General features: G+C 65.2%; 15 protein-coding genes and 1 other RNA gene. 8 read left to right on the forward strand and 8 right to left on the reverse strand.

What is annotated here, in order from left to right; genetic code table 11:
* Window positions 1-210: 210 nt before the first annotated feature.
* The 3 genes from GGD63_RS38155 (at window position 211) to GGD63_RS38165 (ending at window position 5998) form a co-directional block, all read left to right on the forward strand.
* Entirely contained in the window at window positions 211-1404 is a 1194-nt protein-coding gene (locus GGD63_RS38155; protein WP_183250265.1) for an efflux RND transporter periplasmic adaptor subunit, read from the forward strand.
* A gap of 6 nt (window positions 1405-1410) precedes the next feature.
* Complete coding sequence (locus tag GGD63_RS38160) at window positions 1411-4563, forward strand: multidrug efflux RND transporter permease subunit (RefSeq protein WP_183250245.1); 3153 nt, start codon at window positions 1411-1413, stop codon at window positions 4561-4563.
* A 307-nt stretch (window positions 4564-4870) separates the two neighbouring features.
* Window positions 4871-5998: an AAA family ATPase gene (locus GGD63_RS38165; protein ID WP_183250267.1), complete on the forward strand. Its 1128-nt coding sequence runs from the start codon at window positions 4871-4873 to the stop codon at window positions 5996-5998.
* Window positions 5999-6364: 366 nt separating this feature from the next.
* Here the strand turns inward: GGD63_RS38165 and GGD63_RS38170 are convergent, their stop codons facing one another.
* From GGD63_RS38170 to tkt, 8 genes are all read right to left on the reverse strand, one after another.
* Window positions 6365-7159: an inositol monophosphatase family protein gene (locus GGD63_RS38170; protein ID WP_183250247.1), complete on the reverse strand. Its 795-nt coding sequence runs from the start codon at window positions 7157-7159 to the stop codon at window positions 6365-6367.
* A gap of 86 nt (window positions 7160-7245) precedes the next feature.
* Window positions 7246-8343: a tetratricopeptide repeat protein gene (locus tag GGD63_RS38175; protein ID WP_183250248.1), complete on the reverse strand. Its 1098-nt coding sequence runs from the start codon at window positions 8341-8343 to the stop codon at window positions 7246-7248.
* An 8-nt stretch (window positions 8344-8351) separates the two neighbouring features.
* Window positions 8352-9041, reverse strand: coding sequence for a thiamine phosphate synthase (locus tag GGD63_RS38180; protein WP_183250250.1), 690 nt, complete (start codon window positions 9039-9041; stop codon window positions 8352-8354).
* A 3-nt stretch (window positions 9042-9044) separates the two neighbouring features.
* On the reverse strand, window positions 9045-10070 hold the full coding sequence (locus GGD63_RS38185) for a class I fructose-bisphosphate aldolase (protein WP_183250252.1): 1026 nt from the start codon (window positions 10068-10070) through the stop codon (window positions 9045-9047).
* Window positions 10071-10296: 226 nt separating this feature from the next.
* The gene (gene fba, locus GGD63_RS38190; protein ID WP_183250254.1) at window positions 10297-11364 is read right to left on the reverse strand and encodes a class II fructose-bisphosphate aldolase; all 1068 of its coding nucleotides are present in this window, start codon (window positions 11362-11364) and stop codon (window positions 10297-10299) included.
* Window positions 11365-11428: 64 nt separating this feature from the next.
* Window positions 11429-12625 carry a phosphoglycerate kinase gene (locus GGD63_RS38195; protein WP_183250256.1) on the reverse strand — a complete coding sequence of 399 codons (1197 nt, stop codon included), beginning with the start codon at window positions 12623-12625 and terminating at the stop codon, window positions 11429-11431.
* Between the two features lie 124 nt (window positions 12626-12749).
* Window positions 12750-13757, reverse strand: a complete 1008-nt coding sequence (gene gap, locus GGD63_RS38200) for a type I glyceraldehyde-3-phosphate dehydrogenase (protein WP_183250258.1) — start codon at window positions 13755-13757, stop codon at window positions 12750-12752.
* Window positions 13758-13905: 148 nt separating this feature from the next.
* Window positions 13906-15921 (reverse strand): transketolase, encoded by a 2016-nt coding sequence (tkt, locus tag GGD63_RS38205; protein WP_183250260.1) that lies wholly within the window; start codon window positions 15919-15921, stop codon window positions 13906-13908.
* 371 nt (window positions 15922-16292) lie between these two features.
* Here tkt and GGD63_RS38210 point away from each other — a divergent pair, with 371 nt between their 5' ends.
* From GGD63_RS38210 to GGD63_RS38230, 5 genes are all read left to right on the forward strand, one after another.
* The gene (locus tag GGD63_RS38210; protein WP_020608063.1) at window positions 16293-16613 is read left to right on the forward strand and encodes a DUF4164 domain-containing protein; all 321 of its coding nucleotides are present in this window, start codon (window positions 16293-16295) and stop codon (window positions 16611-16613) included.
* The gene (locus GGD63_RS38215; RefSeq protein ID WP_061025095.1) at window positions 16610-16993 is read left to right on the forward strand and encodes a cell division protein ZapA; all 384 of its coding nucleotides are present in this window, start codon (window positions 16610-16612) and stop codon (window positions 16991-16993) included. The genes GGD63_RS38210 and GGD63_RS38215 overlap by 4 nt, the downstream gene beginning before the upstream one ends.
* Window positions 16994-17282: 289 nt before the next feature.
* Window positions 17283-17443: non-coding RNA, 6S RNA (ssrS, locus tag GGD63_RS38220), on the forward strand.
* Window positions 17444-17649: 206 nt separating this feature from the next.
* Window positions 17650-18240 carry a 5-formyltetrahydrofolate cyclo-ligase gene (locus tag GGD63_RS38225; protein ID WP_183250261.1) on the forward strand — a complete coding sequence of 197 codons (591 nt, stop codon included), beginning with the start codon at window positions 17650-17652 and terminating at the stop codon, window positions 18238-18240.
* The gene (locus tag GGD63_RS38230; protein ID WP_183250263.1) at window positions 18218-19042 is read left to right on the forward strand and encodes a TIGR00282 family metallophosphoesterase; all 825 of its coding nucleotides are present in this window, start codon (window positions 18218-18220) and stop codon (window positions 19040-19042) included. Before GGD63_RS38225 ends, GGD63_RS38230 begins: the two co-directional genes overlap by 23 nt.
* Window positions 19043-19368: the final 326 nt, after the last annotated feature.

The following is a 19368-nucleotide window of genomic DNA, read 5'->3' on the forward strand; positions in this document are numbered from 1 at the left end:
GCCGGTAATGGAAACCGACTCACAATCCGGTGAGTCCCGAAAAGCCTCAAAAAGTCAGCACGATAGGTCGTGTGACATTGAGCCGCCCACAGCATCCGTTGCGTCGCAGCAAGTCCATTCTATTTTGACGGCATCAGCTGCGCGCAAATCGCCCAGAACGGGCTGGCGCGGCGCGTGAGCAGTTTCAACAACATCGGGGCACTCAACTTCATGTCAGGACTTCGTGCGCGATCGGCATGCGTTGCAATGATGCTCGCGGCCCTTGCGCCGCTGCTCGGGGCTTGCGACGAATCCAGCTCGGCCGTCTCTGCCGCTCCGCCGACCGATCCTGACGTCAGCATCGTCGTCGTCAAGCCGCAACCGCGCGCCGTGGTTCGAGAACTGCCGGGCCGCATCGCGCCGACGCGCGTCTCCGACGTGCGGCCGCGCGTCTCCGGCATCGTGGTCGAACGCCTGTTCCGCCAGGGCAGCGAGGTGAAGGCCGGCGATCCGCTCTACCGCATCGATCCGCGCCCGTTCGAGGTCGAGGTGATGGCCAACGAGGCGGCGGTCGCCAAGGCCGAGGCCGCGTTGATGCAGGCCAGGCAGCAGGCGCACCGCATCGCCACCCTCACCAGGGATCGCGCGGCGCCGGAGGCCGAGAACGAGAAGGCAATTGCCGCCGAGCGCCAGGCCCATGCCGAGGTCGAGGGACGCAAGGCCGATCTCGCCCGCGCCAAGCTCAACCTCGACTACGCCACCGTGCGCGCGCCGATCGACGGCGTGGTCGGTGCGGCCCTCGTCAGCGAGGGCGCGCTCGCGGTGCAGAACGAGACCAATCTTGCCACCATCCAGCAGCTCGATCCGATCTACGCCGACTTCACCCAGTCGGTGACCGAGCTCAACCAGCTCCGCCGCGCCTTCGAGAGCGGCGATCTCGAGCGCATCGCGGTCGATGCCGCCAAGGTGCGCCTCGTGCTCGACGACAACACGCTCTATTCGCTCGACGGCAAGCTGCTGTTCTCCGACGCCAAGGTCGATGCCCATACCGGCCAGGTGACGCTGCGCGGCGAGTTCCGCAATCCCAGGCGCGAGCTGCTGCCGGGCATGTATGTCCGCGTCCGCATCGACCAGGGTCTCGACAGCGACGCCATCGCGGTGCCGCAGCAGGCGATCCAGCGCAATGGCGGCGGTGGCAGCGAGGTATTCGTCGTCAAGGACGACAATCACATCGCGGTGCAGCCGGTGCGCACGGGCTCGGTGCAGGACGGACTCTGGTTCGTCACCGAAGGCCTGAAGGCCGGCGACAAGGTCGTGGTCGAGGGCTTCCAGAAGTTCGCGGCCGGCGACAAGGTCAAGCCGCAATCCTGGTCGGAAGCGGACGCGACCGCGGACAACCGGCACGCCCAGAAGCTCACGCGGTAACGCGCCATGCCGAGTTTCTTCATCGACAGGCCGATCTTCGCCTGGGTGGTCGCGCTGTTCATCTGTCTGATCGGCGCGATTGCGGTGCCGCTGCTGCCGATCGCGCAATATCCGATCATCGCGCCGCCCTCGATCTCGATCTCGACCAGCTATCCCGGCGCCTCGCCGGAAAACCTCTACAACAGCGTCACGCGGCTGATCGAGGAGGAGCTCAACGGCGCCTCCGGCATCCTCAATTTCGAATCGACCAGCGACTCGCTTGGCCAGGTCGAGATCATCGCCAATTTCGTGCCGGGCACTGATACGAGTGCAGCCTCGGTCGAGGTGCAGAACCGCATCAAGCGCGTCGAGGCGCGCCTGCCGCGCGCGGTGATCCAGCAGGGCATCCTGATCGAGGAAGCCTCCAGCGCGGTGCTCCAGATCATCACGCTGAACTCGATCGACGGCAGCCTGGATGAAGTCGGCCTCGGCGACTTCATGATCCGCAACGTGCTCGGCGAAGTCCGCCGCATTCCCGGCGTCGGTCGCGCCACGCTCTATTCGACCGAGCGCTCGTTGCGCGTCTGGGTCGATCCGGCAAAACTGGTCGGCTATGGGCTGACTGCCGACGACGTCAACAAGGCCATTGCAGCACAGAATGCGCAGGTCGCCTCCGGCAGCATCGGCGCCGAGCCGTCGACCTCGAGCCAGCGCACCTCGGCGCTGGTGCTGGTGAAGGGCCAGCTCTCCTCGCCCGATGAATTCGGCGCCATCATCCTGCGCGCCAATGCCGACGGTTCGACCGTACGCCTGCGCGATGTCGCGCGCATCGAGGTCGGCGGTCTCAGCTATCAGTTCAACACCCGCCTCGACGGCAAGCCGACCGCCGGTCTCTCCGTGCTGATGTCGCCGACCGGCAATGCGCTGGCGACCGCGAGCGCGGTCGAGGCCAAGATGAAGGAGCTGTCGCGCTTCTTCCCGGCCAACATCTCCTACGAGATCCCCTACAACATCACGCCGGTGGTCGAGGCCTCGATCAAGAAGGTGCTGACGACGCTGCTAGAGGCCGTGGTGCTGGTGTTCGTGGTGATGTTCCTGTTCCTGCAGAACATCCGCTACACCATCATCCCGACCATCGTGGTGCCGGTGGCGCTGCTGGGCGCCTGCAGCACGCTGCTGCTTGCCGGCTACTCCATCAACATGCTCTCCATGTTCGGCATGGTGCTCGCGGTCGGCATCCTCGTCGACGACGCCATCGTCGTGGTGGAGAATGTCGAGCGCATCATGGCCGAGGAAGGCCTGCCGCCGAAGGAAGCGACGCGCAAGGCGATGTCGCAGATCACCGGTGCCATCATCGGCATCACGCTGGTGCTGATGGCGGTGTTCGTGCCGATGGCGTTCTTCCCCGGTTCGGTCGGCATCATCTACCGCCAGTTCTCGGTGACGATGGTCGCGGCGATCGGCTTCTCCGCGTTCCTGGCGCTGTCGCTGACGCCGGCGCTGTGTGCGACGCTGCTCAAGCCCGTTGCCAAGGGGCACGGCCATTCGACCAATTTCGTGTTCAGCCGGTTCAATCATCTGCTCGAGGCCTGCCGGTTTCGCTACGCGAGCACCGTCGGCTTTTCGCTGAAGCGCACCGGCCGCCTGATGCTGGTCTATGTCGCGCTGCTGGTCGGCCTGTCCTGGGCCTTCGTCAACCTGCCGGGCGGCTTCCTGCCCGTCGACGACCAGGGCTTTGTCACCACCGACGTGCAGACGCCGTCGGATTCGTCCTACGGCCGCACCGAGGCCGTGATCGAGAAGGTGGAAAAATATCTGGCGCAGCGGCCGGGCGTCGACAACGTCACCTTCCTCACCGGCTTCAGCTTCTCCGGCCAGGGCATGAACACCGCGCAGGCCTTCATCACGCTGAAGGACTGGTCGGAGCGCGGGCCGAAGGATTCGGCCGCTGCAATCGTCGCCGACATCAACCGCGATCTGGGGTCGTCGATCCGCGACGCAAAAATCTCCGCGCTGCAGCCGCCGCCGATCGACAATCTCGGCAACTCCTCGGGTTTCTCGTTCCGCCTCCAGGATCGCGGCCAGAAGGGATATCCGGCCCTGATGCGCGCCGCCGACCAGCTGATCGCGGAAGCCAATGCGAGCCCGGTGCTGCAGAAGGTCTATATCGAAGGCCTTCCCGAGGCCGGTGTCGTCAATCTCGTGATCGATCGCGAGAAGGCCGGCGCCTTCGGCGTCACTTTCGAGGACATCAACAACACGATCTCGACCAATCTCGGCTCGAACTACATCAACGACTTCCCGAACCGCGGCCGCATGCAGCGCGTCGTGGTGCAGGCGGATGCGAGAGACCGCATGCGGACCGAGGACATCCTCAACTACAACGTCAAGAACAGCCGCGGCCAGCTCGTGCCGTTTTCCTCCTTCGCCACAGTCGAATGGGCGCGCGGCCCGACGCAGATCGCCGGCTTCAACTATTATCCGGCCGTGCGCATCTCCGGCGAGGCCAGGCCCGGCTTCACCTCGGGCGACGCCATCGCCGAGATGGAGCGGCTCGCGGGCAAGCTGCCGCGCGGCTTCGGCTATGAATGGACCGGACAGTCGCTGCAGGAAAAGCTGTCGGGCTCGCAGGCGCCGTTCCTGCTCGCGCTCTCGATTTTCGTGGTGTTCCTGTGTCTCGCCGCGCTCTACGAGAGCTGGACCATTCCGCTCGCGGTGCTGCTCACCGTGCCGCTCGGCATCGTCGGTGCCGTGATCGCGGCGATGCTGCGCGGTCTGCCCAACGACGTCTATTTCACCGTCGGCCTGATCACCATCATCGGCCTCGCCGCCAAGGACGCGATCCTCATCATCGAGTTCGCCAAGGACCTCCGCAAGGAGGGCAAGCCGCTGGTGGAAGCCACCGTTGAGGCCTGCCGCCTGCGCTTCCGCCCGATCCTGATGACCGGCCTTGCCTTCATCTGTGGCGTGCTGCCGATGGCCATCGCCCACGGCGCCGGCGGCGCCAGCCAGCAGGCGCTCGGCAGCGTCGTGATGGGCGGCATGATCGCCGTGGTGATCCTGGCGCTCCTGATGGTGCCGGTGTTCTTTGTCTCCGTGCAGCGCGTGCTGGCGGGGGATCGGGAGAAGGCTGCGCAGGAAGGCGAGGCGTACGGGCCGCCGGCGCCAGTGAAGCCATAGGGCACACTGTCATGCCCCGCGAAGGCGGGGCATCCAGTACGCCGCGGCCCATCGATTCAATCACGACCGCCTCGGAGTACTGGATCGCCCGGTCAAGCCGGGCGATGACGGCGGAGTGTGGGACAGGGCCTTCGCGGTAAGCCGGCTTCCGTCAATTCTTCACCCGCTCGAGGGCCGGTTACTCAACGCCGGATCGGTCCGCTTGCTTTCTCGGCGTCGTCAATCCAGACTGCATCTCTGGATTGAATCAGCGTGCATTCGCATCGCGGCGCGAATACACGGCCAACCCGCCGATCGAAAGCATATAATGCGTCTGACGGACGTTGCGATCTCCAACTATCGCTCCATTCGGCGGCTCTCGATACCCATTCATCCCATCTCCGTGTTCGTGGGTGAGAATGGTGTCGGCAAATCCAATCTCTACAAATCCTTGTCGCTGTTGCGCGACGCGGCGGCAGGTCGAATTACGCGCACGATCGCCGAGGAAGGCGGATTGAATTCCGTCTGCTGGTCCGGCCTTCGCAAGAAGGGCGAAGATGGACGACTGCGTTTGTCGGCCAGATTCGATAGTCTCAGATATTCCATTGAGCTCGGATTTCCCGGCCCGGTCGAGGCGGCATTTTCCGGCGAGCCGATGATCAAGGCCGAAAGCATCGAGGCGACGCAAGGCAAACGAACGGTTCGACTGATGGAGCGGAAAAATTCGCTCGTCAGCGTCCGCGGCGAGAGCGGTGCCTGGAACAGCCACAAGGATGCGGTGCTGCCGTCGGAGACGGCGCTCGCGGGCTTTTCCGATGGCAAGGAATGCCCTGAGATCGACCTGATCAGAAACGCGATGCTGGGCTGGCGATTCTATCACGACTTTCGCACCGATCCGGCGTCGCCGATACGAAAGCCGTGCCTGGCGATCACGACGCCCTCGCTCAGCGCCGATGGAGCCGATTTGGCTGCTGCCCTGGCGACACTCTATTCCATTCGGGAAGATGCCGTCGACCTGCAGGACGCGATCGAGGATGCATTCCCGGGCGCCGAGCTTCGCGCATGGGCGGAAAATGGTTGGTGTGAATTCGATTTGCAGCTGGCGGATATGCCGCGGCCGTTCAAGGCCCACGAATTGTCCGACGGGACGCTGAAATACATCTGCCTGCTCGCAGTGTTCATGGGCTATCGGCTGCCGCCCTTCATCGCGCTGAACGAACCGGAGACCAGCCTGCATCCGTCGCTGCTGGCGCCATTGGCCCGGCTGGTCGTCAAGGCATCACGCCGCGCGGACATCTGGATTGTCACGCATTCGGAGCAACTGATGGACGCATTGCGAAGCGAGAGTTCGGTCCCGCTTCGCCGGGTGATCAAGCAGAAGGGCGCCACGACCATCGAGGGTCTGACCATGGGCGGTGAATATCGGGACGAGGAAGCCGACGATGACGATTCTTAAAGCGCGATGAGATTTGGATGAATCGTCATCGCGCTTTAGGTTGTTGTTTACGCATGATCTTTCCGGAAAACCGCTTCGCACTTTTCCGGATCATGCTCTGGTCGTTGCGGGTCGAGCCGGCGCCGGTCAAGCCGTAAGGCAACAAACGGGTAAGGGGCGCGCGCTGTCTCACTCCCTCGCCCCGTTCTTACGGGGAGAGGGTGGGGTGAGGGGCTGCTGCCACGAACTCGCTTTATGTTGCAGTCAAAGCGCTGGGGCGATCGCAATGCGGATCGGATGGACTGTGGACTTGGCTTGCAGATTGCCTTGCCCCTCACCCGGATCGCTGCGCGATCCGACCTCTCCCCGCGGAAGAGCGGGGAGAGGTTAAGTCGCAGGCTTCCTTAAAATCCTCACCAGCTCCCCGTGCACGTACTCATTGCCGCACACGACGTGCCCGGTGACCAGCGGGTCGCCCGGTGTCGCGATATCGCTCACGGTGCCGCCGGCTTCGCGCACCATCAGCATGCCGGCGGCGATGTCCCAGGATTGCAGATTGCGTTCCCAGTAGCCATCGAGGCGGCCGGCGGCGACGAAGGCGAGGTCGAGCGAGGCGGCGCCGAAGCGGCGGAGGCCCGCGACGCGGTCCTGGATCGCGGTCATCTCGCGGCGGAATTCCTCGTGGTCGCCGCGGCCGATATGAGGCAGGCCGCAGGCCACCACGCATTCATTGAGCTGGCGGCGGCCGGCGACGCGCAGGCGCTGGTCGTTGAGGAACGCGCCCTTGCCGCGCTCGGCGATGTAGAGCTCGTCATTGGCGGGGTTGTAGATCACGCCCGCGATCACCGTGCCCTCGCGGGCAAGGCCGATCGAGATCGCGAATTGCGGGATGCCGTGCAGGAAGTTGGTGGTGCCGTCGAGCGGATCGACGATCCAGGTGTGGCTCTTGTCGGTGCCCTCGCGCATGCCACCTTCCTCGCCGATGAAGCCGTAGCCGGGCCGGGCCTTGGCGAGGTCCTGGTACAGGATCTCCTCGGCGCGCTTGTCGGCGAGCGAGACGAAATTCGCCGGCCCCTTCAGGGAGACCTGCAGATGCTCGATCTCGCCGAGATCGCGCTTGAGGCTGCGGCCGGCGCGGCGCGCGGCCTTGACCATGACGTTGATAGTGGCGGAATACAGCATGTGCTCTAGGTCTTGATCGGGGGAAATTGGCGCAGAAACGCGCCTGTTTGGGGGACTGGGTGCCCCGTGAGGGGCCCCGCGTCAAGTCATTTGGTCCCGAGCCATTTCCTGGCGGCGGCCTCCGCCTTGGCCCGGTCGTCGGCCGGTAGATCGGACAATTGCTTGTCGAGCTCCGGATCGCCCTTGCCGGCGGTCTTGGCCACCAGGTGCCATTTGAAGCCCTCGATCTTGTCCGCGTTCGCGCCCGTGCCGTTGATCAGCACCCAGGCGAGGCGGTTCTGCGCGATGGCGCTGCCCTGGCGGGAGGCCTTGCGGAGCAACGCGACAGCCGCGGGCTGGTTCTTCGGCGTTCCGGTGCCGTTGAACATGGCGATGGCGTATTCGACCTCGGCATCGACATTGTCGGCGAGCGAGGCGGCCTGCAGCAGCCGCACCGCGCGTTCGGGGTCCTTCGGCACGCCGGTGCCTTCCTTGTAGAAGGTCGCGAGCGCGTATTGCGCCTCGGGCAGGCCGGCGTCCGCGGCCTGGCGCAACAGCTCGGCAGAACGCTTGACGTCCTGCGGCAGGGTCTGGCCGTCGAGATAGAGCAGCGCGAGGTTATAGGCCGCCTTGGGCTCGCCGAGCTTGGCGGCGGACGCCATCAGCTTGACCGCCTCGCCCTTGTCGACCGGGCCGCCGCGGCCGGAAATGCGCAGCATGGCGAGCGCGAACATCGCCTCGCGGTCGCCGGCATCGGAGGCGCGCTTGTACCATTCCAGCGCCTTGGCGTAGTCGCGGCGGATGCCCATGGCGTTGGAATAGAGCTCGCCGAGCATGGTCATTGCCTTGGGATCGCCGGCTTGGGCGCGGGCAGTGGCGAGCTCGAATGCGGTCTTGTACTGGCCGCGCTGGTAGGCGCCGAACACCAGATCGACACCGGGCGTGTCGGTCGGCGGCGCCGGGATCACGGTCGCGGGCAGCTGGGGCTTTGGAGCAGCGGCCGGCTTGGGCGAGGCCGAAGGTTTCGGCGCCGGCGCGGCCTCCTTCTTCTTGGCGGGCGGAGGCGCCTTGTTGGCCGGCGACTTGGGCTTCTGCTTCTCGGCCGAAGGGCTCGGCGTCGTGGCCGGCGGCGTGATCTGGAGCTGTGCGGCCGCGGGCGCCGTGAGCAGCAGCGTGGCCAGGATGGTGATGCGCGGGAGCTTCATGTCGGGCGCTAGCCGTGCTCCTGACCGGCAGTATCCTGGCCGTCGAGCGCCGTCGCATGGGCCTTCTTGATCGCAGCATCGACCTCGATCAGCGCAGCCTTGGGCCCGCGCGGATCGGCCCAGATGAACTCGCCGACCAGCACGAAATCGGCGCCGCTGGCCGCGAAATCGTAGGCCTCTTCCAGCGACGTGGCAAAGCCGACGCAGGGCGGCTCGAACAGCTCGGCCCACCAGTCAAGCCGCTCGGCGATCGCCTGTGACGACGGGCGCTGGCCGTTCGCGTCGGGCTCGCCGAACAGCACGTAATCCGCGCCGATCTCGCCCGCATCCATGGAATGGTGCCGCGTCGTCAGCCCGCCGACGCCGGCGATGCGATCGGGCTTGAGCGAGGGCAGCGCCTCTTTCAGCGCGGCGATGCCGGGGAGGTGTGCGCCGTCGGCGCCGCCGCGCGCGACGAGCTCAGGATGGCCGTCGACGAGCAGCGCAGCGCCGGCTTTCTGCACCGGCGGTGCCAGCGCCTTGATGCGTGAGATCATGCTGCGCTGGTCGGTCTCCTTCAGCCGCAGCAGCACCGCCGCGACATCGGCGGAGGCGAGCAGGTCCGGCAATTCGGCGACGAGCGCAGCGGGATCATCGACAACGGGCGTCGCGAGATAGAGACGCGGCGCCGGGCGCGGCGGAGGCGGTTTGTTCGACAAGATCTAGGCTGCCTTCTTTTCCAGACTGCTTTGCCATTCGCCCCTGGAGGCGAGGCCGTTCATCCGTGCGCGATGGCTGAAGGCGCGCTGTCCGGCCGCGACATTCTCGGCCTTGCCCGACCAGGCCTTCTGCGGCGCCGCCTGCAGGGCGCGGCCGTAGGAGAAGGTCAGGCCCCAGGGCAGCGGGCCGAGCTTGTGCATGGCATTGAGATGCGCGGTTGCCTCCTCGTCCGACTGGCCGCCGGAGAGGAAGGCGATGCCGGGCACGGCCGCCGGCACGCAGGCCTTCAGCAATCGGATCGTCTTCTCCGCGACCTCCTCGACCGAGGCCTGCTTTGCGCATTTCTTGCCAGAGATCGCCATGTTCGGCTTCAGCACCATGCCTTCGAGCGCGACGCGCTGCACGCGCAATTCCTGAAAGGTCTCGTTGAGCACGCGCTGGGTGACGTCATAGCAGCGATCGATGTCGTGGTCGCCGTCCATCAGCACCTCCGGCTCGACGATCGGCACGATCTGGGCGGCCTGGCACAGCGCGGCATAGCGCGCCAGCGCATGGGCGTTGACGCCGATCGCAGTCATCGAGGGGATGCCGCTGCCGATGTCGATCACCGCACGCCATTTGGCGAAGCGCGCGCCGCGCTCGTAATATTTCCTCAGCCGCTCGGCGAGCTTGTCGAGCCCGACCGTGACGAGCTCGCCCGGGCACATCGGTAAGCTTTGCGTGCCTTCGTCGACCTTGATGCCGGGAATGGCGCCGTTCTGTTCGATCAGCTTGACCAGCGGCGTGCCGTCCGCGGCATCCTGCCAGATCGTCTCGTCATAGAGGATCACGCCGGAAATATATTTGCTCATGGCTTCGTTGGAGCGGAACAGCATTTCGCGATAATCGCGGCGATTGGTTTCGGTCGATTCCACGCCGATCGCGTCAAAACGCTTCTTGATGGTGCCGGAGGATTCGTCGGCAGCAAGGATGCCCTTGCCGGGCGCGACCATGGCGGTCGCGATCCTGTTGAGCTCAGTCAGATTCATCGAGAGGTCCTCCCAAAACGATTCTGCCCTTGCCCATGAAAATAGACCGTTCTCGGGCAATTGCCGAGTTAACGTTCGTCGCAGGCTAAGGGGGGAGGCCGGTCATTCCGGGGCGCGCCCCTTGGCGCGAGCCCGGAATCCATTAATCCGCGTTGATGGTGGTAACCATGGATTCCGGGCTCGCGCTCCGCGCGCCCCGGAATGACGGGAGAGGGTGCCTGCGGTCTTACGCAACCTTCGGATCGAGCTCGCCCTTGGCGTAGCGCTTGGCCATCTCGGCGGTGGTCAGCACCTTCTTGACCTTGGAGGCCTGGCCTGCGGTGTTGAACTCCTGCAGCCGCTGCTTGCACAGCTTGGTCATGGCTTCCATCGCGGGCTTCAGGTACTTGCGCGGATCGAACTCTTCCGGATTGTCCTTGAGGACTTTCCGGATCTGGCCGGTCATCGCCATGCGGTTGTCGGTGTCGATGTTGATCTTGCGCACGCCGTTCTTGATGCCGCGCTGGATCTCGGCCACCGGCACGCCCCAGGTCGGCTTCATCTTGCCGCCATAGGCGTTGATGATGTCCTGGAGGTCCTGCGGCACCGACGAGGAGCCGTGCATGACGAGATGCGTGTTCGGCAGCTTGCGGTGGATCTCCTCGATCACGTTCATGGCGAGGATGTCGCCGTCGGGCTTGCGGGTAAATTTGTAAGCACCGTGAGACGTCCCCATCGCGATCGCGAGCGCGTCGACCCGGGTCTCCTGCACGAACTTCACGGCCTCGTCCGGATTGGTCAGCAGCTGGTCGTGGCTGAGCTTGCCTTCGGCGCCGTGGCCGTCTTCCTTGTCGCCCATGCCGGTCTCGAGCGAGCCGAGCACGCCTAACTCGCCCTCGACCGAGATGCCGCCGAGATGGGCCATGTCGGTCACGGTCTTGGTGACGCCGACATTGTAGCCCCAGTCGCCCGGCGTCTTGCCGTCGGCCTTGAGCGAGCCGTCCATCATGACGGAGGTGAAGCCGGCCTGGATCGCGGTCATGCAGGTCGCGGGCTCGTTGCCGTGGTCGAGATGCACGCAGACCGGGATGTGCGGATAGATCTCGGTGACCGCGTCCATCATGTGCTTGAGCATGACGTCGTTGGCGTAGGAGCGCGCACCGCGCGAGGCCTGGATGATGACGGGCGCGTCGACCTGGTTGGCCGCGTCCATGATCGCCAGCGCCTGCTCCATGTTGTTGATGTTGAAGGCCGGTACGCCGTAATCGTTCTCCGCCGCATGGTCGAGCAATTGACGCAACGTGATCCGAGCCATGTGTGTTTTTCTCCGGTTTGGGCCTGCAAGGCTGACGTAAAGGCTGACTTGAAAGGCCGACTGATTACTTGATGCGCAGGACTTCGACGCCGGGCAGGGGCTTGCCTTCCATCCATTCAAGAAATGCGCCACCGGCGGTCGAGACATAGGTGAAGTCACCGGCCACATGGGCCTGGTTGAGGGCCGCAACCGTGTCGCCGCCGCCCGCGATCGAGATCAACTTCTTGGCCTTGGTGCGCTCGGCGGCATGCTTGGCGGCCGCAACCGTGCCGCGGTCGAACGGCTGCATCTCGAAGGCCCCTAGCGGTCCGTTCCAGACCAGCGTCGCCGCATCGTCGATCGCGGCGTGAACGCGCGCGACCGATTGCGGGCCGACGTCGAGGATCATGCCTTCGGCCGGGATCGCATCGAGGCCATAGGCGTGCGAGGGCGCGTTCGCCGCGAAATGATAGGCGACGGTGGCGTCCACCGGCAGGATGATCGCGCAGTTGGCGGCTTCCGCCTTCTCCATGATGCGCACCGCGGTCGGCGCGAGATCCTTCTCGGCCAGCGACTTGCCGACCGCGACGCCCTGGGCGTGCAGGAAGGTGTTGGCCATGCCGCCGCCGATCACGAGCGCATCGACCTTGGTCACGAGGTTTTCGAGCAGGTCGATCTTGGTCGAGACTTTGGCGCCGCCGATGATCGCGATGACCGGCTTGGTCGGCGAGCCCAGCGCCTTCTCCAGCGCATCGAGCTCGGCCTGCATGGTGCGGCCGGCATAGGCCGGCAGCTTGTGGCCGAGGCCTTCGGTCGAGGCGTGGGCGCGGTGCGCGGCCGAGAACGCGTCACTGACCCAGATGTCGCCGAGCTTTGCCAGTTCCGCGACGAAGGCGGGATCGTTCTTCTCTTCCTCTTTGTGGAAGCGGGTGTTTTCCAGACAGAGAATGTCGCCATCGCTAAGCGCCGCCACGGCTGTGGCCGCAGGCTCGCCGATGCAGTCATCGGCGAAGGCGACGGGCTTCTGCACGACTTTCGACAGTGCCTCGGCAACCGGCTTCAGCGAGTCCTTGGCATCGCGCCCCTTCGGACGGCCGAAATGCGCGAGCAGGATGACCTTGCCGCCCTTGTCCGAGATTTCGGTGATGGTCGGCGCGACGCGATCGAGCCGCGTTGCGTCGGTGACGCGCCCGTTGTCCATGGGCACGTTCAGATCGACGCGCAGCAGCACGCGCTTGCCCTTCACGTCGACGTCGTCGAGGGTGCGGAATTTAGCGGACATCTCTGGCTCTCTTGTCCCGGGCCTCTAGGAAGTCATTCCGGGGCGCGTGCAGCGCGAACCCGGAATCTCGAGATTCCGGGTCTGGTCCTGCGGACCATCCCGGAATGTCGAAAACGCAGCGGAGTTAGATCACCTTCGCCATCGCGACGGCGGTGTCCGCCATGCGATTCGAGAAGCCCCACTCGTTGTCGTACCAGGACATCACGCGCACCAGCGTGCCGTTCTGCACCTTGGTCTGGTCCTCGTGGAAGGTCGAGGAGTGCGGGTCGTGGTTGAAGTCGATCGAGACGTTGGGCGCGCTGGTGTAGCCGAGGATGCCCTTGAGCTGCTGCTCTGAGGCGCGCTTCATCGCCGCGTTGATTTCCTTGGCATCGGTGGCGCGCTTGGCGACGATCTTGAGGTCGACCACCGAGACGTTCGGGGTCGGCACGCGGATCGCGACGCCATCGAGCTTGCCCTTGAGTTCCGGCAGCACGAGGCCGATCGCCTTGGCGGCGCCGGTCGAGGTCGGGATCATCGACATCGCAGCCGCGCGGCCGCGGTAGAGATCCTTGTGCAGCGTGTCCAGCGTCGGCTGGTCGCCGGTATAGGCGTGGATCGTGGTCATGAAGCCGGTCTCGATGCCGACGAGATCGTTCAGCACCTTGGCGACCGGCGCGAGGCAGTTGGTGGTGCAGCTTCCGTTGGAGACGACCAGATGATCCCTGGTCAGCGTGTCGTGGTTGACGCCGTAGACGATGGTGGCGTCGGCGCCGTCGGCGGGCGCGGAGACCAGCACGCGCTTGGCGCCGGCGGTCAGATGCGCGGAGGCCTTGTCCTTCGAGGTGAAGATGCCGGTGCACTCGAGCGCGATGTCGACGCCGAGATCCTTCCAGGGCAGCTTCGAGGGATCGCGCTCGGCGGTCACCTTGATCTTGCCGCTGCCGAGGTTGATCGAGTCGCCATCGACGGTCACGGTGCCGGGGAAGCGGCCATGGACACTGTCGAAGCGGAGCAGATGGGCGTTGGTCTCGACCGGGCCGAGATCGTTGATGCCGACGACCTCGATGTCCTTGCGGCCTGACTCGGCGATAGCCCGCAGCACGTTGCGGCCGATGCGGCCAAAACCGTTGATTCCGACGCGGACTGCCATGTTTCGTCTCCTTCAATGACCGTTGTCGTCCCGCACAACGCGCTTCGCGCGCCTGCATGGGTTTTTTAGGGCGGACGCCCGGTTCGGCCGGGCGGGGGCTTGATCATATGAGACGTTACCTAGTCCTTTTTTTTGACAAGCTCAACTCTCAGGAAACGCGCTTCAGCACGGCGTTAACCGCAGCCTCGGCGGTGATGCCGAAATGCTTGTAAAGCTCCTTCGCCGGGCCGCTTTCGCCGAAGGAATGCATGCCGATGAATTCGCCATCCTGGCCGATCACGGCATCCCAGCCCCAGCGCACCGCGGCCTCGATTGCGATCTTCACCGGCGCATTGCCGATGATGGCGGCGCGCTTGGCTTCTGGTTGCGCTAACAAAAGCTCGAGCGAGGGCACCGACACCACCCGTGACGCGATGCCGCGCTCGGCGAGTTGCTTTTGCGCGGCAACCGCGATCTCGACCTCCGAGCCGGACGCGAACAGCGATACCTTGGCTTCGCCCTGCGCCGGAACCAGTTCATAGGCGCCCGCCGCGCAAGGATTGTCGTTCGGTGCGGTGGTACGGAGCTGCGGCAGGTTCTGCCGCGTCAGCGCCAGCACGGTCGGACCGTCGACGCGGTTCAGCGCCAGTTCCCAGCACTCGGCGACCTCGATGGAATCGCACGGGCGGAACACGCGCATGTTGGGGATGGCGCGAAGTGCGGCGAGATGCTCGACCGGCTGATGGGTCGGGCCGTCCTCGCCGAGGCCGATGGAATCGTGCGTCATCACGTAGACGACGCCGGCGCCCATCAGCGCGGCAAGGCGCATCGCAGGACGCGCATAATCGGTGAAGACGAGGAAGGTCGCGCCGTTCGGCGCGAAGCCGCCGTGCAGGAAGATGCCGTTCATCGCGGCCGCCATGCCGTGCTCGCGGATGCCGTAATGGATGAAGCGGCCCTTCGGCGTCTTGGCGGAGAAGGCGGTCGCCGACTTCGCCTTGTTGTTGTTGGAGCCGGTGAGATCGGCCGAGCCCGCCAAAAATTCCATCGGCATTGCGGCTGCGATCGCCTCGATCGCCGCTTCCGACGATTTGCGCGTGGCGGCAACAAGCGGCTTCTCCAGCAGCTCCTTCTTGTGCGCCTTCAGTGCCTTTGCCAGCGAGGCCGGACGCTCATGGCGCAGGCGGCGCTCGAACTCGGCGCGCTTGCGGCTGCCGAGCTCACCGAGCCGTGCTTCCCATTCCTGACGAGCCGCAGCGCCGCGGCTGCCGGCTGCGCGCCAGGCCTTCAGCACGTCATCTGCGACCGTGAACGGCTCGAGCGAGATGCCGAGATTCTCCTTGGCGGCCTTGAGCTCGTCGGCCCCTAACGCCTCGCCGTGCACCTTGGAGGTGCCGGCCTTGTTCGGCGCGCCGAAGCCGATGGTGGTGCGGCAGGCGATCAGCGTCGGCTTGTTGGATTTCTTCGCCCGCGTAATCGCAGCGGCGATGGCGGCCTGGTCCTGGCCGTCGATCTTCTCGGCCGCCCAGCCGGCGGACTTGAAGCGCTTCACCTGGTCGACGGAATCGGCGAGCGAGGTCGGGCCGTCGATCGAGATGCCGTTGTCGTCATAGAGCACGATCAGCTTGTTGAGCTTCCAGTGCCCGGCCATCGCAATCGCTTCCTGCGAGACGCCTTCCATCAGATCGCCGTCGGAGGCGAGCACATAGGTGTGGTGGTCGACGATCTTCTTGCCGAACTCGGCGGCGAGCATCTTCTCGGCGAGCGCCATGCCGACAGCGGTCGAGATGCCCTGTCCGAGCGGGCCGGTCGTGGTCTCGATGCCCTTGGTGCGGAAGTTCTCGGGATGGCCGGGGGTCAGCGAGTTGACCTGGCGGAACTGCTTGATCTGGTCCAGCGTCATCTCGGCATTGCCGGTGAGATACAGCAGCGAATAGAGCAGCATCGAGCCGTGGCCGGCCGACAGCACGAAGCGGTCACGGTCCGGCCAGGCGGGCGCGGCGGCGTCGAATTTCAGGAACTGCGTGAACAGCACCGTGGCGATGTCGGCGGCGCCCATCGGCAGGCCGGGATGGCCCGATTTCGCCTTCTCGACAGCGTCCATCGAAAGGCCACGGATGGCGTTGGCCATACGGGTGGCGTCGACCTGCGCATTCGCCATACGGGTGGCATCGAGCTGCATCATGATGAAAATCCGTCTGAAATGAGGCGCTTGGCGTGTACGCCCGCGCGGGAAAGGAGCCTTGCGGCCGCTAGAGGTCGGGGCTGGGATAGCACCTCAGTTCCGGGAGTCCAAGGCAATCAAACGCCGGTTTGGCCGTAAAAGTTGCCTCTCTGGAGACCGGTTTTCGGCCGCGATCGTGCCGGGAGGAATTGACGGATCAGGACGATGTCCGTCCGATCTATCGGTGCATAGTTTCCGGGCGGCGTTGCGCTCGGCTAGCTTGCCACGTAAATTTCTGCTTCTAACCGCTTGCCGAACCGAGTCTTTTGCCGGACGGCAAGCTCCAGGGAAAGGCCACTGGGCAAAGGCCGCCAGGTTCCGCCGCTGACTGCATGAACGATCGCGTGTCCAACAGCTCTGCCATGACGGAGTCCTCCGCCGTCGAGATCGAGATCGCGACCCGCAGGCTCATGGCGGCGCTCGATGCGCTCGAAAGCGCGGTCGAGCGGCGGCGCGATGCCGATCGCGACGAGAACGAGCTCGCGGCGCGAATCCAGGCGCTCGGCGCGGACCGCTCGCGACTTGCCGACGAGCTCGACGGCGCGCTGGTGAAGGCGCGCAAGCTCGAGCGCACCAATCGCGAGATCTCCGACCGGCTGGATTCTGCAATCGTCACGATACGCTCGGTGCTCGATACCGGAGAGGATGGATGAGCCACATCAACGTCACCATCAATGGCCGGCAATACCGCATGGCCTGTGAGGAGGGCCAGGAGGTGCGGCTGCTCAAGCTCGCCGAAACCCTGGAGACGCGCATCCAGTCGCTGCGCGGAAAATTCGGCGAGATCGGCGATGCACGGCTGACCGTGATGGCCGCGCTGACCGTCTGCGACGAACTGATCGACACCAGCAACCGTGTCCGAACCCTCGAGCAGGAGTTGACCGAGCTCCGGGATTTCCGCAACGCCGCCGTCGAGCGTGCCCGCATGACCCAGACCGCAGTGGTGAACGCCCTGAACGCCGCCGCCGAACGCATCGAGAAGTCGACCCAGGTGCTGAACCGGACCGTCGGCAACGGCATTGCGATCGGCTGAGGCTCTTCGGAAGACTCGATCAATTGTTGGGCTCGATGGGGCTACGGGCCTTACCCTCCCCTGGAGGGGGAGGGTCGATCGCGCGTAGCGCGAGCGGGGTGGGGTGATCTCTCCACACGAACACTGTTGGAGGTGGAGAGACCGTCACCCCACCCCGTCTCACATTTCGCTGCGCTCAATGTGAGCCGACCCTCCCCCTCCAGGGGAGGGTGGCACTGTGCGGGCTGCGAAAGTGGGGGGCTGCAGCGCCGGGCTGGCGATTCGTCAGTATCGTTGTTACATTGCGCAGGCGAGGCTGCGACGTCCGTCAGGAGCCATATATCCCCGGGGCCTTATCGATCCTTTAGGGAACTGTCCCTGGCCGGGCCCGTGGGCCCGGACATATGGTGCCCACCTACTTTCGTAGGGAACTCCGGGATCGAGTGCTTCAACGGCGTACGCGGCTTCGCACTTTTGTTTCTGGCTGTTCGTTCTCGTCGAATTGCGTCCACGACAAACCGGCGGTCAATTCACTCTCAGTGTCATGCCCCGCGCAGGCGGGGCATCCAGTACGCCGCGGCGTCGATGTTTGATCACTGGCGTCTCTGGAATACTGGATCACCCGCCTTCGCGGGTGATGACAGCGGAGCAAGACTTCGCCTTCGGGGAAAACGCGTATGTCCAAAGCCGAGCTCCGTGCCAAAGCCCTCGCCAAACGCGATGCGCTGAGCGAGAAGAAGCGCGCTGCTGCGGCCGCAAAGCTCGCCAAGCGCGGGCTGCCGTTCGAGCTGCTGCCGGGCAGCATCGTCTCCGGCTATTCGCCGATCCGCAGCGAGATCGATCCGATGCCGCTGTTGAAGAAGCTCGCGGAGCAGGGCGCCAGGCTCGCGCTGCCTTGCGTCACCGCGCGCGGCCAGTCGCTGATCTTCCGCATCTTCCATCCGAACGACCGCCTGATGCTCGGCCCGCTCGGCATTCCCGAGCCGTCGCCTGCAGCCGCGGAAGTCATCCCCGACATCATGCTGACGCCGCTCGCCGCCTTCGACCGCCTCGGCCATCGCATCGGCTACGGCGCAGGGCATTACGATTTCACCTTTGCGCATTTGCGGAAATCCAAGCACATCGTCGGCATCGGGCTTGCCTTTGCGGCGCAGGAGATCGAGGCGGTTCCGGCACTATCGCACGACGTGGCGCTGGATTATGTGCTAACGGAATCGGACGTGTACGATTTCCGGAGTTCTGAAGTTGCGCATTCTCTTCGTGGGTGACGTGGTCGGCCGTAGCGGGCGCGAGGCCGTCGCCGAATATCTGCCCGGCATGGTCAAGGACTGGTCGCTCGATTTCGTCGTGGTCAACGGCGAGAATTCGGCCGGCGGCTTCGGCATCACGGAAGCGATCTACCAGGAATTCCTCGAGGCCGGCGCCGACGCGGTGACGCTCGGCAATCACTCCTGGGACCAGCGTGAAGCCCTGGTGTTCATCGAGCGCGCCGACCGCCTGGTGCGTCCGGCGAACTATCCGCGCGGCACGCCCGGCCGCGGCGCGGCCTTGGTCGAGACCAAGAACGGCAAGCACGCGCTCGTCGTCAACGCGCTGGGCCGCGTCTTCATGACCCCGTTCGACGATCCCTTCGCCGCGCTCGAGCGCGAGCTCGGCGCCTGTCCGCTCGGCGTTGCCGCCGATGCCATCGTCGTCGATTTCCATTGCGAGGCGTCGAGCGAGAAGCAGGGCATCGGCTTCTTCTGCGACGGCCGCGCCAGCCTCGTCGTCGGCACCCATACGCATGTGCCGACCGCCGACCACCAGATCCTCGCAGGCGGCACCGCCTACATGACCGATGCCGGCATGACCGGCGACTACGACTCCATCATCGGCATGCAGAAGGAAGAGCCGCTGCGGCGGTTCACCACGGGGATTCCGTCGGGTCGCTTCGAGCCGGCAGCAGGCGCTGCAACGCTCAGCGCCGTCGCGGTAGAGACGGACGATGCAACAGGCCTCGCGCTCCGCATCGCCCCGGTGCGCGTCGGCGGCCGGCTGGAGCCGACAACGCCGAAGTTCTGGTTGAGTTGAATTTTCGAGCGGCATCGTCGGTGCACCCTCTCCCCTTGCGGGAGAGGGTGGCTCGCCGCGTAGGCGGCGAGCCGGGTGAGGGGTATCTCTCCGCGCGCGACACTGCTTGTTGTGTTCGTGGATAGATACCCCTCATCCGGCGCCATAGCCGAAGCTTTGCTTCGGCGTTCTTAAGAACGGCGGCCGGAGGCCGCCTATGCCACCTTCTCCCGCAAGGGGAGAAGGGGCAGCGGTGTCCAGACCGGATAGAGAGGTAACACAGTAGACCGGATGGATGGGTGACAGTTCTCTGTCGGCTGGGAGGACCAGCCGATGCCTTGGCGAGA

Source organism: Bradyrhizobium sp. cir1 (assembly GCF_014198245.1).
Classification (GTDB): domain Bacteria; phylum Pseudomonadota; class Alphaproteobacteria; order Rhizobiales; family Xanthobacteraceae; genus Bradyrhizobium.

What these genes read in the sequence shown, in the direction of transcription:
- GGD63_RS38155 (WP_183250265.1), top strand. Translation starts at nt 211, where the DNA reads ATGTCAGGACTTCGTGCGCGATCGGCATGCGTTGCAATGATGCTCGCG.
- GGD63_RS38160 (WP_183250245.1), top strand. Translation starts at nt 1,411, where the DNA reads ATGCCGAGTTTCTTCATCGACAGGCCGATCTTCGCCTGGGTGGTCGCG.
- GGD63_RS38165 (WP_183250267.1), top strand. Translation starts at nt 4,871, where the DNA reads ATGCGTCTGACGGACGTTGCGATCTCCAACTATCGCTCCATTCGGCGG.
- GGD63_RS38170 (WP_183250247.1), bottom strand. Translation starts at nt 7,159, where the DNA reads ATGCTGTATTCCGCCACTATCAACGTCATGGTCAAGGCCGCGCGCCGC.
- GGD63_RS38175 (WP_183250248.1), bottom strand. Translation starts at nt 8,343, where the DNA reads ATGAAGCTCCCGCGCATCACCATCCTGGCCACGCTGCTGCTCACGGCG.
- GGD63_RS38185 (WP_183250252.1), bottom strand. Translation starts at nt 10,070, where the DNA reads ATGAATCTGACTGAGCTCAACAGGATCGCGACCGCCATGGTCGCGCCC.
- fba (WP_183250254.1), bottom strand. Translation starts at nt 11,364, where the DNA reads ATGGCTCGGATCACGTTGCGTCAATTGCTCGACCATGCGGCGGAGAAC.
- GGD63_RS38195 (WP_183250256.1), bottom strand. Translation starts at nt 12,625, where the DNA reads ATGTCCGCTAAATTCCGCACCCTCGACGACGTCGACGTGAAGGGCAAG.
- gap (WP_183250258.1), bottom strand. Translation starts at nt 13,757, where the DNA reads ATGGCAGTCCGCGTCGGAATCAACGGTTTTGGCCGCATCGGCCGCAAC.
- tkt (WP_183250260.1), bottom strand. Translation starts at nt 15,921, where the DNA reads ATGATGCAGCTCGATGCCACCCGTATGGCGAATGCGCAGGTCGACGCC.
- GGD63_RS38210 (WP_020608063.1), top strand. Translation starts at nt 16,293, where the DNA reads ATGAACGATCGCGTGTCCAACAGCTCTGCCATGACGGAGTCCTCCGCC.
- GGD63_RS38215 (WP_061025095.1), top strand. Translation starts at nt 16,610, where the DNA reads ATGAGCCACATCAACGTCACCATCAATGGCCGGCAATACCGCATGGCC.
- GGD63_RS38225 (WP_183250261.1), top strand. Translation starts at nt 17,650, where the DNA reads ATGTCCAAAGCCGAGCTCCGTGCCAAAGCCCTCGCCAAACGCGATGCG.